The 13,035-nt window shown below is 38.5% G+C and carries 14 protein-coding genes and 1 pseudogene; 3 read left to right on the top strand and 12 right to left on the bottom strand.

Features of this window, described 5'->3' with window-relative positions:
* Nucleotides 1–48 precede the first annotated feature (48 nt).
* Together BQ7314_RS08630 and BQ7314_RS08625 are read right to left on the bottom strand one after the other, a co-directional pair.
* Nucleotides 49–267 (bottom strand): hypothetical protein, encoded by a 219-nt coding sequence (locus BQ7314_RS08630; RefSeq protein WP_174483301.1) that lies wholly within the window; start codon nt 265–267, stop codon nt 49–51.
* A gap of 127 nt (nt 268–394) precedes the next feature.
* Nucleotides 395–838 carry a YtoQ family protein gene (locus BQ7314_RS08625; RefSeq protein WP_174483300.1) on the bottom strand — a complete coding sequence of 148 codons (444 nt, stop codon included), beginning with the start codon at nt 836–838 and terminating at the stop codon, nt 395–397.
* A 132-nt stretch (nt 839–970) separates the two neighbouring features.
* Between BQ7314_RS08625 and BQ7314_RS08620 the strand changes: the two genes are divergently transcribed.
* Entirely contained in the window at nt 971–1,852 is an 882-nt protein-coding gene (locus tag BQ7314_RS08620) for a DUF3014 domain-containing protein (RefSeq protein ID WP_174483299.1), read from the top strand.
* 197 nt (nt 1,853–2,049) lie between these two features.
* On the opposite strand, the gene BQ7314_RS08615 is transcribed toward BQ7314_RS08620, so the two are convergent.
* From BQ7314_RS08615 to dapC, 10 genes and pseudogenes are all read right to left on the bottom strand, one after another.
* A complete protein-coding gene (locus BQ7314_RS08615) occupies nt 2,050–2,607 on the bottom strand; it encodes a hypothetical protein (RefSeq protein WP_174483298.1) in 558 nt (185 codons plus the stop codon).
* Between the two features lie 42 nt (nt 2,608–2,649).
* Nucleotides 2,650–4,059, bottom strand: coding sequence for a DUF481 domain-containing protein (locus tag BQ7314_RS08610; protein WP_174483297.1), 1,410 nt, complete (start codon nt 4,057–4,059; stop codon nt 2,650–2,652).
* A gap of 130 nt (nt 4,060–4,189) precedes the next feature.
* Complete coding sequence (locus BQ7314_RS08605) at nt 4,190–5,596, bottom strand: DUF481 domain-containing protein (protein WP_174483296.1); 1,407 nt, start codon at nt 5,594–5,596, stop codon at nt 4,190–4,192.
* A gap of 21 nt (nt 5,597–5,617) precedes the next feature.
* Nucleotides 5,618–6,352: a TIGR00266 family protein gene (locus BQ7314_RS08600; RefSeq protein ID WP_174483295.1), complete on the bottom strand. Its 735-nt coding sequence runs from the start codon at nt 6,350–6,352 to the stop codon at nt 5,618–5,620.
* Between the two features lie 4 nt (nt 6,353–6,356).
* Nucleotides 6,357–7,493, bottom strand: a complete 1,137-nt coding sequence (dapE, locus tag BQ7314_RS08595; RefSeq protein ID WP_174483294.1) for a succinyl-diaminopimelate desuccinylase — start codon at nt 7,491–7,493, stop codon at nt 6,357–6,359.
* On the bottom strand, nt 7,490–7,831 hold the full coding sequence (locus BQ7314_RS08590; RefSeq protein WP_174483293.1) for an ArsC family reductase: 342 nt from the start codon (nt 7,829–7,831) through the stop codon (nt 7,490–7,492). Before BQ7314_RS08590 ends, dapE begins: the two co-directional genes overlap by 4 nt.
* A 15-nt stretch (nt 7,832–7,846) precedes the next feature.
* Nucleotides 7,847–9,096 (bottom strand): annotated as a pseudogene (locus tag BQ7314_RS08580) (diguanylate cyclase).
* A 184-nt stretch (nt 9,097–9,280) separates the two neighbouring features.
* Nucleotides 9,281–9,523: a hypothetical protein gene (locus tag BQ7314_RS08575; protein ID WP_174483291.1), complete on the bottom strand. Its 243-nt coding sequence runs from the start codon at nt 9,521–9,523 to the stop codon at nt 9,281–9,283.
* 183 nt (nt 9,524–9,706) lie between these two features.
* Nucleotides 9,707–10,525 carry a 2,3,4,5-tetrahydropyridine-2,6-dicarboxylate N-succinyltransferase gene (gene dapD / locus BQ7314_RS08570; protein ID WP_174483290.1) on the bottom strand — a complete coding sequence of 273 codons (819 nt, stop codon included), beginning with the start codon at nt 10,523–10,525 and terminating at the stop codon, nt 9,707–9,709.
* On the bottom strand, nt 10,522–11,733 hold the full coding sequence (gene dapC, locus BQ7314_RS08565) for a succinyldiaminopimelate transaminase (protein WP_174483289.1): 1,212 nt from the start codon (nt 11,731–11,733) through the stop codon (nt 10,522–10,524). The genes dapD and dapC overlap by 4 nt, the downstream gene beginning before the upstream one ends.
* A gap of 127 nt (nt 11,734–11,860) precedes the next feature.
* On the opposite strand from dapC, the gene BQ7314_RS08560 reads away from it, so the two are divergent.
* Together BQ7314_RS08560 and BQ7314_RS08555 are read left to right on the top strand one after the other, a co-directional pair.
* The gene (locus BQ7314_RS08560) at nt 11,861–12,439 is read left to right on the top strand and encodes a hypothetical protein (RefSeq protein WP_174483288.1); all 579 of its coding nucleotides are present in this window, start codon (nt 11,861–11,863) and stop codon (nt 12,437–12,439) included.
* A 356-nt stretch (nt 12,440–12,795) separates the two neighbouring features.
* Complete coding sequence (locus BQ7314_RS08555; protein ID WP_245394951.1) at nt 12,796–12,912, top strand: type II toxin-antitoxin system RelB/DinJ family antitoxin; 117 nt, start codon at nt 12,796–12,798, stop codon at nt 12,910–12,912.
* The last annotated feature ends 123 nt before the right edge of the window (nt 12,913–13,035 follow it).

The following is a 13,035-nucleotide window of genomic DNA, read 5'->3' as shown; positions in this document are numbered from 1 at the left end:
GCAATGGAATTATACTGCCATTCCTGACGCAACAACTTTATAAGTTGCCTAAGTTATTTCATGCACATTCCTAAGGGCTTGGTTATTTGCTTTTACACTAGGGAAGGAGGTGCTGCTTTGTGCTCTGTTTGATGTAGAAGAAGCAAAGAGACGACTGCTAGTGAGGTTTTTTTGTGTTTTGCTCGGTGATGTAAAGGTCGGATTTTGCTCTAAAAATTCATTGACAGCAAATCCAGCGGCAAGAATAAGCAGTAGTACTTTTTTCATAAGATCTTCAGTGTAGGTGTGAATAGGTTAATGGGGCGCTTTCTTGATTTAGTGTATTTAAGTAAGGAACAAGTACAAAATAGGTTTCCAGTATGTTGATGTTATTATGTGCTTGTTCCTGATAAATTTATTCTTGAGAAATATATTTTAATATTTCTATGACTTGCTGGGGTGTTTTTGTTACAGCTAATGCGGCAGCATCGATTTCTTTTAAGGCATGTGTTAATTCTGGAGCATGTAAGGTAATGACAGGAATTCCTAAGCCATAAGCCGTTCCGGCATCGAAAGCAGCATTCCACTGGCGGTATTTCTCGCCAAATCTGACGATGACAATATCAGAACGACCAATATAACTTTGTGTGCGTAAGGAGTTTATTTTTGCGGCTTTATGATCTTTCCAAAAGTCTTGTTCTTCTGCCCCTAAAATGTCTACGCCGACATTATCGCTACTATCGTGATTGGTAATAGGAGTAAGCACTTCGATTTCTAAGCCTAGATCAAAAATGCCTTGTTTGATTTGCTCGCGCCAATCACTGTGAATTTCGCCGGATAAATAAATAGTGTAAGCCATGATGACTCCTTTGATTGAATAAGTTTTTACTTAGGCATATTATAAAGGCATAACAGATGATAATTGATTTTCTTTATTAAAATGCCTGTACTTTTGTATGGATATATAAGATTTAACTAAGAGGAATAAAAGATGAGTAATTCAGGAGAGTCTAAGGTTTGGCCTATTATAATAATAGTGAGCCTAGCTGTTATTTTGCTGGTTTTTGGGTTGTTAAAGTTTTTAGCGAATGATGATAAGGATGCTGCTTTCAATGAAGGTGATACTAAACAGGTATTATTGATACCTGAAATTGTTGAGCAGGCGGCTGATTTAGAGCAGGAAGAGGAAAGCGATAACTTTGCTTCAGACCCGCTGTACCAAGAGACGCTGAATGAAACTGAGGACTTATTGCCAGAAGTGGAAGGCGCTATTTTACCTGAATTAAAAAATAGTGATGCGGAATTTAGGCAGGATGTTTTGGCTATTTCTGATTCAGCACAATTAAAGCAAGGGCTATTTAAAGAGCAAATCATTAGTAAAACGATTGCTTCTATTAATGATATGGCTCAGGGAATGCGCCCGCCTGCAAAAGTTTTACGTGAATTAAAGTTATCCAAGCCTTTTTTAGTGATAACTAGAGGAGATAAAATGTATATTTCTCCTAAGTCATATCAACGTTATGACCCATTAGCGCACGCCGTTAATCGAATTGATAGCCAAGCGGCAGTTGCTTTATATAAAAAATATTTACCACTTTTTGAGGTTGTTTTTAAAGAGTTCTCTTATCCAAAAAGTTACCAGGTATTAGATATTTTTAAAGCCGCAGTAGGAAAAATTCTGCAAGCGCCGATTATTACGGGCCGAATAGAAGTGATTCAGCCATCAGTGCACTATAAATTTGCTGACTCTAAGCTAGAAAAGCTAAGTGCTTTAGATAAGCAGATGTTACGTATGGGGCCGGATAATACACGTTTAATTCAAAAAAAAATGCGTGAGCTAGTGCAAGTATTGATTGCATCAGAGCAGGAATAAAGTGTTATTAAATCACGGGCAATTATATTATGAAGCGCGAATTACGAGTACTTATCCGCTGAAAATCTAAATTGAGAGTGCTGTCCAATTAGCCTATATTGGCCATTTTATACGCAGTAGTGTGTACGCTATAGTGCGTATAAAGTGGCAAGTTAGGGGAGGATAGAGTGCAGCTAACTATAGTAATGGTCTATAAATTACTGAACTTCAGCTTTTAAATTACTTTTATCACCTACATATAAAGTTGTCTTCCAATTATCTAAAATAGTACGCGACTCTTTAAATGCGTTTACTGCAATAATAGTCTTGCCATTTGGTTGACTGAAAACAGTTCTAATGCCACCACTTTTAGTCGTTATCTCATTGCTTGTCCATTGTGTATTTAAACATTGATGTACGAGCTTGACACCTTTGTTATAACTAGCTTTTGCCTCGATTTCTCCGCCTTTCTCCTGCCAAGTACAAATATAGTTGGTTAATCCTGTACTCCATTCCCAAACTTGACAGTTGTTTGCATTAGGAAAGGCTTGTGCAGCTTTCCATATTCGCATATTCATCATCCCTCTCGAGTTTACTTGGGATTTTTTAAATTGCTGAAAATTATGACTATGATCAGCAATAATCGCATTTAACTGCCCACAGACTTCAGCATCACTGAGCTCTGGCGCTTGTGTTAAAAGAGAACACGCACTATTTGCTAAGAGTAGTGAGCCTGCTATAAAAAAGCGTAGCCCTAATTTTTTACTTGGTATCATTTAGCTTTCCTTTTAATTATTATCTATAAAAACAACTTATACTTAGAATCCCCAAAGCAATGAGAAATTATACTTAAAATCATTGCGCTCGCTTTCTGTTGTATCATATTCGTTACGTATTCCAAACTTGAGAGCCAGGCCTTCAAACCAGTCAATACTATGTATCCAAGATATATTAGTCAAATTTCTAAACTCACCTCGATTGGTCAGGCTAGGGTAAATATAATTAGAGAATAAAAATTGTTGCTTAGCCGTAATATGCCAGGTTAAATCAATGCCAGCCATCCCTTCAAAGCCTAGAATATCTTTTTCGGAAAGCCCCGTTGGGCTATTGAGGTCATCAACGGTTTTCCCAAATTCAACAATACCCGAACCACCGATGCGCCCAGAAATATCCCAGTCTTCAGTTTTATAAAATTGATAACCTGGTCCCACGGTGAATTGCACTCGGTGGTTCCAATCTTTAAATTTATCCCAATCATAAATCATCGAAGCAAAAGCAAACCATTGAGTGTCGGGGAAGAACCAATCTTTAACCAACGCAGCATTAACCTTGTTCTCACTACTTATATTATCTTCAGAATCAAATAAATAAAACGACTTAAAATCCCATCGACCCAAGCGGTCTTCATACCTTGAGTTAAATGCAGTTCGAAAAGTCGTATTAGTAGATGATCCAGATGAGCCTTTCAAACCTAACTCAACACGACTATCCCAGTCTTTAAACCAGCCGGTTCCCATAAAACCATCGTTAATTTTTTCGCCTTTAGCTAGCTTAAGGTCATGTTCAGCTTTTTGAACGTGTTGCATGGCAACATTAAGCTTGTTCTCTGCAATATCAACTTTTGTATCAGCTGTCGCAATCCCTAGCTTTTCAGCAATACTTTTTTCTCCTACCGCCATAACTTCAGCTTTAGCTAAGTCTACCTTAGTTTGAGCTTCAGAGAGCTGTGTTTCAGCCTTGATAACATTTTTAGTTACTTTAAGTTCATTTTCAGCGGCTTTCACCTCTTCTTTAGCCGTTGTAAATTTTTCTCCTGCCAGGATAAGTTTTTCTTCTGCATCAACACGATTAAGCCTTTCTTGTGAATCAGCCTGTTTAGTCTTATCAAAAGCGACTTTAGCAGCTATAAGCTCTGTTTTAGCTGTGTTCACCCTAGCTTCAGCATTTGACACTTTTGCTTCAGCTGTGTTGACTTTTTTTATATTATTAACTTGTGTTTCATTTAACTTCACAAGATCTGAAAGGTTCATATCTTGTAAATTACTAATCTTACTTTTATCAATTGTTTGCTCACCTAAGGCTATATGAGAAAAAGTAAGTGTTTTATCGGTTTGATAAATTAATTCGACCTCTAAAGTATCACCATTATTAAATTGTAGAGACTGTGCAGAAATACCTGAAGAGGCGAACAAAACACTTAAAAAAAGCGTAAGTTGTTTATTGGACATAAGAAATCATTATTCAACCTAGCTAGAAAATTAGCCTCTTTATGCATGCCCTGTGAAATATGAAAAGCATTTGCTTATGTGGCTACACCCCATACAAGTGAAGCATCTAAATATTGACAAAAATGAGTCGTTAAAACCCAAGTCCTAATGCGACACCATATTGAAGGTCATTTTTATTTTTCTCTTCTATCTGTGTCATATCATATTCATTATGGATATTGAATTTAATCGCTAAACCCTTAAAGAAATCTAAGTCATGTTGCCATGTTATATTCGTTACATTTCTAATATTTCCACCATCTGTTACTCTGGAATAAGCATAATTTGAAAGCGTAAATACTTGACTTTCTGATATATTCCAAAGAAAATCAAGCCCCGCCATTATTTCAAAATTTTGAGTACTATCTCTGTCTGTATATATGATAGGGTTTGTACCTTCGACTTCTTTTTTACCGCCAAATTCAAAAACACCTGTTCCGCCCATTCTTCCTGATAATTCCCAAACATCATTTTTAATAAATTGATATCCTGGGCCAACACCGAATTGAACACGGTGCCTCCAATCTCTGTTCTCATCCCAGTCATAGATCACAGAGGCAGAAGCAAACCAGTTCGTATCTTTAAAGAACCAATCTTTCAGTAAACTGGCATTAGCTTTATTCGCAGTTGACTTACTATCTTGTGAATTTGTTAAGTAATAACTTTTAAAGTCCCACTTGCCTTCATTATCTTCATGTCCAGCAGCAAAGCCTGCTCGGAAATTGAAATTTTCAGAAGGCCCTGATGAACCGTTCATCCCTAAATCAAAACTACTATCCCACCCTCTGAACCATCCTGTCCCCATAAAGCCAATATCCGGCTTTTCGCCTTTAGCAAGCTTAAGATTATCTTCAGCTACTACGACTTGTTGCTCGGCACTATTGACGTTTTCTTCAGCTTCTTCAGTTACGGCATCAGTATCAAAAATTCCTAGCTCTTCAGCGATACTTTTTTCCCCTACTTGCGCTACCTTTGCCTTAGCAAGGTCAACCTTGGATTTGGCCTCTGAGAGCTTTGCTTCAGCTACGATGACATCTTGAGTGACTTTAAGTTTATTTTCAGTGTCTTTAACTTCTTCTGTAGCCGTTGTGAAATTTTTTCCTGCTAAAATAAGTTTCTCTTCTGCATTAGCACGATTAGTTGCTGTTGCCTGATCGACTGATTCTTTAGCGGCTAAAAGTTTTGCTTCAGCAATACTAGCTTTATCTTTAGCATAGATGATTTTTTCTTCTGCCAATTTTACTTTTTTATAGTTATCAAGCTCTGCTTTAGTTAGCTTTTTCAAGCTTTTAAGGTTTAGCGTTTGTAAATTACTAATTTTGTCTTTATCAACAGTTTGTTCGCCCAATATAGAGTCAAAAAAGGTGACCGTCTTATCAGTTTGATAGACTAATTCAACATTTAAAGTATTGCCATTAGTAAATTTTATTGATTGTGCAAAAGAGCTTGTAGAGACGAGTAATGCACTACAGAAAAGTGTGAGTTGTTTGTTATTCATAGAAAAAATAAGATATAAGAATTACTGCTCGCCCTGCGTAGAAAAACTAGAATGACTTAATACACGTTCTGCTAAACGTGAAAAAGGCATGCTTTGTATCCATACAGAACCCGTTCCTTTTAAAGTCGCTAAAACCATGCCTTCGCCGCCGAAGAACATGCTTTTTAAGCCACCACTTAATTGAATGTTATAGTCAATATCACCACTAAAACCGACTAGGCATCCTGTATCTAAGCGCAGAGTTTCATTATTTAATTGTTTATGTATCACTGTACCACCAGCATGTATAAACGCCATGCCATCGCCACGTAAGCGTTGCAAAATAAAGCCTTCACCGCCGAAAAATCCGCTACCTAACCGTTTTTGGAAAGCAATATCCACTTGCGTACCTAAAGCTGCGGCGAGGAAAGCATCTTTTTGACAGGTAACCTCTTCACCCAGTTCAGCTAAATTTAAAGGAATAATGGAGCCAGGGTATGGCGCTGAAAAAGCCACTTTACGCTTTTGGCTACCTTCATTGCTAAAATGAGTTAGAAATACTGACTCACCCGTTAGTATGCGCTTACCCATGCCTAATAAGGAACCCATTAAACCTTGAGCAGAGCCATCCCCCATTTTTGCTTCAAAAGTAATATCTTGCTCTAAGTAGGTCATCGCACCCGCTTCGGCAATGACGGTTTCATTAGGATCTAGCTCTACCTCGACCATTTGTATATCATGACCTATAATTTCATAATCCAGTTCGTGACAACGCATGCGCTTAATCCTTTGTGACTAATAATTCGATTAATATTTGCTCATAAATCTTGCTTAATATTTCTAGGTCTTCAAGTCCAACATTTTCATTAAGCTTATGAATGCTCTCATTCAAAGGTCCTAATTCGATCACCTCAGCACCTGTCGGCGCAATAAAGCGACCATCAGATGTACCACCACCCGTATCATCTAGCGTGTCATATCCGGTTATTTTTTTTATGGCAGCATGCGTGGCTTCAATTAACGCGCCGCCTTCTGTCAGGAAGGGGTTTCCAGACAAACGCCAGTTAATATTATAATCAAAATCAAACTGATCAAAGATAGCATGCACTCGTTGTTTAATGCTTGCTTCATCTAGTTCAGTACAAAAACGTAAATTAAACTGTAGTTCTAATTCACCCGGAATAATATTTTCTGCGCCCGTGCCGCTGTTAATATTAGAGACTTGTAAGCTAGTCGGTGGGAAAAAATCATTACCCTTATCCCATACTTCATCTGTTAATGCTTTTAGTGCAGGTGCAAAGCTATGAATCGGGTTGCTTGCGATTTCTGGATAAGCGACATGTCCTTGTATGCCTTTAACTTGCAGTTTTGCACACAAAGAACCGCGTCTACCGACACGAATGACATCCGCTATTTTCTTATCACTTGATGGTTCACCAACCAAACACCAGTCGATTTTCTCATTGCGTTGTTCTAACACTTCGACTACTTTGACGACACCATTTGTCGCAGGCCCTTCTTCATCGCTTGTAATCATCATGGCTAGGGTGCCATGATGTTCTGGGTACTGAGCTATAAAGCGCTCTACAGCAGTAACAAAACAAGCAATACCGCCTTTCATATCGGCTGCGCCACGACCATATAAGTGGCCATCACGAATAGTCGGCTCAAAAGGGGGGGAATCCCAGCGCTCTAACGGTCCTGTTGGTACGACATCGGTATGCCCTAAAAAAACAAATAAAGGTTTTTCTTGCCCACGCTTTAGCCACAGATTTTTAGTATCATTAAAATCCAGTTGCTCAGCTTTAAAGCCTATTGTCTCTAAGCGTTGAGTTAATAAATCTTGGCAACCGGCATCTTCAGGTGTAACCGAAGCACGACTAATAAGGTCTTTCAGTAAATCTAAAGTTTCGCTCATAATAAAGTTTGATAATTCTCTGCGTTAAAACCAATAAACAGTTGCTCACCAGCCACTAAAACCGGACGTTTAATTAAAGTAAGATTCGCTAACATCAATACTGCTGCTTTTTCAGCATTTAAATCCGCCTTTTGCCCCTCATCGACTTGCCGCCAACTCGTGCTACGTTTGTTGAGTACACTTTCCCAGCCTGCGCGCTCAATAAATATTTGTAGTTGCTCGGGGGTTAAGCCATGCACACGAAAGTCATGAAATTGATATTCAACCTTGTGCTTATCTAACCACTGGCGTGCTTTTTTCACGCTATCGCAATTTTTTATACCGTATAAGGTGTACATAATAAGTTTAATATATTAGCCTTGACAGACTTTATTTCGGCCTAGATTTTTTGCTTGGTAAAGCGCATCATCAGCTCTTTTAATAAGAGAGTCACTGCTATCTTGTTTACGATAACTTGCGACTCCAATGCTACAGGTCAGCTGCAGGCCATATTTAAAAGGAAAGTCGGCAATAATAACACGTAACTTTTCTGCTAAAATCATGGCCTGTTCAGCCGTTTGCTCTGGGCAAATAATCAGAAACTCCTCGCCCCCCAGCGTCCAACGGTATCGACAACACGAATATGCTCTTTAAGTAAAGTCGCTATGGTTTGTAAAACATAATCGCCGACAAGATGTCCTTGGATATCATTAACGGACTTAAAATGATCCATATCTAATAAGATAAGACTAAAGGGATGTTGATAACGCTCGGCTGAGTATAAGTTTCTTTCTACTTTTTCATCCAGATCAGTGCGGTTACTTATATTGGTTAATTTATCTGTTACAGATAAATGTTTTAACAAGCGATTATATTTTCTAAGCTGAAAATGATGATAAAGAAAAAGTGCTAATACCAAAGCAAAGACTATTACTACTTTTATCAGCACCGTATAGTCAGTGCCTAGCTCATACCGTGTTGTCATCCAGCGATTATTAATTGCTTGACGTTCTGTATTTTGTATGCTGGCAATCGCCTTGTTAAAAATACCTACTAATAATGGTTCATCATTGCGCACCCCTACACCTAGCTGCCATAAATGATCTAATTTACCAGTAATTTTCAGCTCCCCTATATGCTCTTTATTAAAAATATAGGCAATACTAGGTAAACTTCCAATCATAGCGAATAATTGCTTGCTGGTCACCTTAGCTAATCCTTCAGCCAAGCTGTCAACTTCTACTAAATGTATGTCTGGATATTGCAAACGCAGTAATTCCGCATAAGCATAGTCTTTTTGAATGCCCAGTTTTTTATCCAGAATACTTCTTATATCATTAATAAAAATCTGTTCATAGCCCGTCGCAATCACCAAAGGAAAACCAATATAAGGCTCAGAAAAGTCCAGAAATTGCTGACGCTTGGGTGTTGCCAATATTAACGAAAAAATATCACACTGCCGTTGCCTGCCTAGTGCTAAAGATTCCCCCCAACTACGGCTAGGTACAAGTACAATAGGTATATTAATTTTTTTGGCGAACAAACGCATAAAATCAGCGCTCATACCCACATGCTGTCCATTTTCTATCTTTTCATAGGGCATCCAGTCCGGATCAACGCACATAGTGAGTTGTGATTTTTTGTTCAAATATTGGCGCTCTTCTGGTGTTAATTCCAATGCAGGAAACTTTTTTTCTAGCCTAACATCCGCGAGAGCAAGTTCGGGCATGCTTAATAAACCCAGACAAAGCAGTATGGAGGTAGCGATATATTGAATTAAACAACGCAAGAAGATTACCTAGATAGACTTATAAAGGGTGCGTTAACAGTTCATCTAGTGCAGGTAACTCTTTATCTTGTTTACGGCAAGATTTATAGAACTCAATAAACTCCATAAAAGCTTGTTCTAAATCATCTAAAATCCCTTCTTCATTTTCACGTTCTTCAGGCAAAATATCAGAAGATTCTAAGTAATCTTTTTGTAATGCAATCTCAGCATCGATAGAAAGAATGGCGTAAATAATGGCATTACTAGATAGTGAATCTGACATAAGGGGGTTCCTAAATAATAAAAAAGCCGGACTAGCGAACTAGTTCGACATTAATAAATCGTAGGTTGGGTTAGCTTATCAAGCGAAGCGTAGATAACGTAACCCAACACAACTCACACATATGTCGGGTTACGTTTTTATTGCTCCGCAAAAAAAATCTAACCCAACCTACGCATTTAAAATTTAATCACGTAATAATTCGTTAATACCTGTTTTGCTACGTGTTTTTTCATCGGCGTGTTTGATAATAACCGCGCAATACAAGCTATGTGTTCCGTCTTTTGATGGCAAGTTACCAGAAACAACCACAGAGCCTGCTGGAATACGACCGTAAGTGATTTCACCGGTCATACGGTTAAAGATTTTAGTGCTTTGACCAATATAAACGCCCATAGAAATAACTGAACCTTCTTCAACCACTACACCTTCTACGATCTCAGAACGTGCACCGATGAAACAGTTATCTTCAATAATAGTCGGCCCAGCTTGTAATGGCTCTAAAACACCACCAATACCGACCCCACCAGATAAATGCACGTTTTTACCAATTTGCGCACAAGAACCAACCGTTACCCAAGTATCAACCATTGTACCTGCACCGACATAAGCACCGATATTGACATAAGATGGCATTAAGATTGCACCCGGAGCGACATAAGAACCATGACGTGCAACGGCGTTAGGTACAACCCGCACACCCGCTTCTGCGAAATCTTCTGGTGTGTAAGAAGCAAATTTAGTTTCTACTTTATCGTAATAACGAGCAGCACCGCCGTCCATGACGCGGTTTTCATTAATTCTAAAGGATAATAAAACCGCTTTTTTCAACCACTGGTTAACGACCCATTCACCACTTGCTTTATCGGCAACACGCGCTTTACCAGAATCTAATAAGTTAATGGATTCTTTAACTGCGTTACGTACTTCATCAGAAACCGTAGTCGGTGAAATTTCAGCACGATTTTCAAAAGCTTCGTTAATAATTTTTTCTAGTTCGTTCATAATGTCTTTTCGTTTAAAGAGTTAATAAAATTTTTAATACGTTGCGCGGCTTCGATACACTCATCAACAGAGGCAACTAAAGCTAAGCGCACATGATTTTTACCTGGATTAATCCCATCCACTTCGCGCGATAAATAACTACCGGGCAAAACAGTGACATTTTCTTGAGCAAATAATTGCCTAGCAAATTCAGCGTCATCACTACTGGTTTTCAGCCATAAATAAAAGCTTGCGGGCGACTGTTTAACTGTACACACCTCAGCTAGTATTGCCGTGGTTGCCGCAAATTTCTCACGGTAAAACTGTCTGTTTTCCAAAACATGCTGCTCATCTTGCCAGCCGGCAATACTTGCATATTGAGTAGGCATAGGCATCGCGCTGCCATGATACGTCCGGTATTTAAGAAATTGACTTAACACTTGTGCATCACCGGCAACAAATCCTGAACGTAAACCCGGTGCATTAGAACGTTTAGATAAGCTATGAAAAATCACACAATTTTTAAAGCTAGTATGTCCCATGGCATAAGCGGACTGCAATAAACCTTGTGGTGGACTCGCTTCATCGTCATAAATTTCGCTATAACACTCATCAGAAGCAATGATGAAATCATATTTTAAGGCAAGATTAATCAGCTTTTCATGGGTTGCCTGATCAATTACCGCGCCTGTCGGATTACCCGGAGAACAAATATACAATAACTGACAACGCTGCCATGCATCTTCCGGCACTTTATCAAAATCCGGCAAATACTCATTTTCTTCCAGTGTATTTAAATAATACGGCTCAGCACCTGCCAATAAAGCCGCGCCTTCATAAATCTGATAAAACGGATTAGGCATAAGTACTAAGGCATCTGCACTACCATCAACCACACATTGCGCAAAAGCAAATAAAGCTTCACGCGTACCATTAACCGGTAAAATTTGCGTTTCGGCATTTAAAGCTTCATTAGCAATATCAAAGCGCTGAGTAACCCACTGTTTAATTGTTACTCTTAATTCAGGTAGGCCTTTAGTTGTCGGATAATTTCCCAAAGTGTCGATATTAGATAATATCGCTGCTTTAATAAACGCTGGTGTTGCGTGCTTTGGCTCACCAATAGATAAAGCAATATGTGCTTTGTCAGCAGGCGGCGTAATCCCTCTTTTTAATTGTGCTAACTTCTCAAAAGGATAAGGGTGTAATCGCGATAAATAAGGGTTCATGCAAAGCGCTTTAGTTATTTTTAATTAACTGTTTATTCTATCATGAGCCTGTGTTTTTTTAAAAAATCACTCAATGAAACCTGAAAGACGCTAAAATAATTATTTTAGCTACTATCAAATACATTCAATGCAGGCACGTTTTTTTTTCCTACTTCTCACTATTTTCAGCTTAAATTTAGCTATTCCTACTACACTGTTTGCGCATGCTGGCGTTGATCATGGCGATAATTGCTTTGTTGACATCGGTGGTTTTACACTACGTTTAGGCGGCTTTCAAGCGGAAGACAAAATAGGCGGTGGCAAGCATTTCTGTCATATATTCCCAGCGACTGGTACCGTTATTTTTACTTTTGAGGAAGATGTTGTCGCACAACTTAATAAAAAAATGAATTTAAAGTTTTTAGCTGCCGACTCGTACGCAGATCTGATCTTTAATAATTCTATGGCCTTTAATCAAACCTTGGTCCAAGTGTCAGGTGCAGCTGCTATACAATACGATTTCCCAGAAGCTGGCCTGTACGCACTAGAAGTCTCATTGGAATCCGATGAATTAGAGCCTAGCACTAACAACACGCAACGCTTTCTATTTTTAGTCGGCTTCCCAATCATTAAAATGTTGGTGTTTACCGCTTTGGGTTTTTTATTAATGCTCGGGTTTGTATTGCTCGGTCAGTTAAAATCAGGTGTAAAACCTAGAGATTTATAACTGCACATTATTCACCGCCGCGGATGGGCAGCTCCCTGTTACCCGCCAAACAATGTAACACAAGGTTTTTCATCATTGAGTCGCAACAAAAACGGATATTATGTTTAAAATGGTCGGCAAAAAATCTTGTCTACTCTGCCCCTTTATTCTCTTAAGTAGTGAGGCATAATTACAAAACATTTTTGTAGGTTCGAATTTATACGTACCTTATGTTCAATAGGCTTTTTCGGTACGAATAAATTCGAACCTACGGGCATACCATTTAGTTTATGCATACTATTTAAAGTGTTAATTTAATTTTTCGTAGCCTGTATGTGCTACACTAATGGCATTTTTTCATTAAAGGTATTGTCATTATGACACCATTAAAAACTGAAATCGTTAGAGCACGAGTGAGTCACGAATTAAAACATAGCGCAGAACAGGTACTTGACGACTTGGGGATGAGCATGACAGAAGCAATTCGTTTGTAAGCGTCAATTAAAGTACACATTCTAAACCAATATAAAACATGGCAGACTAAGCCCTTCAATTAATTTCGGAGGCACTTATGAGTCCATATCAAAATAAAGCGGCTATGCAAGAGCATATACCGC

Origin of the sequence: methanotrophic endosymbiont of Bathymodiolus puteoserpentis (Logatchev) (assembly GCF_900128525.1) — a bacterium.
In the GTDB taxonomy this organism is placed as follows: Bacteria; Pseudomonadota; Gammaproteobacteria; order Methylococcales; family Methylomonadaceae; genus Methyloprofundus.
This window is presented reverse-complemented; position numbering and strand designations above follow the sequence as displayed.

Excerpts from the sequence above, each read along its gene's own strand:
- BQ7314_RS08630 (WP_174483301.1), bottom strand. The coding sequence starts at position 267 with ATGAAAAAAGTACTACTGCTTATTCTTGCCGCTGGATTTGCTGTCAAT.
- BQ7314_RS08625 (WP_174483300.1), bottom strand. The coding sequence starts at position 838 with ATGGCTTACACTATTTATTTATCCGGCGAAATTCACAGTGATTGGCGC.
- BQ7314_RS08620 (WP_174483299.1), top strand. The coding sequence starts at position 971 with ATGAGTAATTCAGGAGAGTCTAAGGTTTGGCCTATTATAATAATAGTG.
- BQ7314_RS08615 (WP_174483298.1), bottom strand. The coding sequence starts at position 2,607 with ATGATACCAAGTAAAAAATTAGGGCTACGCTTTTTTATAGCAGGCTCA.
- BQ7314_RS08610 (WP_174483297.1), bottom strand. The coding sequence starts at position 4,059 with ATGTCCAATAAACAACTTACGCTTTTTTTAAGTGTTTTGTTCGCCTCT.
- BQ7314_RS08605 (WP_174483296.1), bottom strand. The coding sequence starts at position 5,596 with ATGAATAACAAACAACTCACACTTTTCTGTAGTGCATTACTCGTCTCT.
- BQ7314_RS08600 (WP_174483295.1), bottom strand. The coding sequence starts at position 6,352 with ATGCGTTGTCACGAACTGGATTATGAAATTATAGGTCATGATATACAA.
- dapE (WP_174483294.1), bottom strand. The coding sequence starts at position 7,493 with ATGAGCGAAACTTTAGATTTACTGAAAGACCTTATTAGTCGTGCTTCG.
- BQ7314_RS08590 (WP_174483293.1), bottom strand. The coding sequence starts at position 7,831 with ATGTACACCTTATACGGTATAAAAAATTGCGATAGCGTGAAAAAAGCA.
- BQ7314_RS08575 (WP_174483291.1), bottom strand. The coding sequence starts at position 9,523 with ATGTCAGATTCACTATCTAGTAATGCCATTATTTACGCCATTCTTTCT.
- dapD (WP_174483290.1), bottom strand. The coding sequence starts at position 10,525 with ATGAACGAACTAGAAAAAATTATTAACGAAGCTTTTGAAAATCGTGCT.
- dapC (WP_174483289.1), bottom strand. The coding sequence starts at position 11,733 with ATGAACCCTTATTTATCGCGATTACACCCTTATCCTTTTGAGAAGTTA.
- BQ7314_RS08560 (WP_174483288.1), top strand. The coding sequence starts at position 11,861 with ATGCAGGCACGTTTTTTTTTCCTACTTCTCACTATTTTCAGCTTAAAT.
- BQ7314_RS08555 (WP_245394951.1), top strand. The coding sequence starts at position 12,796 with ATGACACCATTAAAAACTGAAATCGTTAGAGCACGAGTGAGTCACGAA.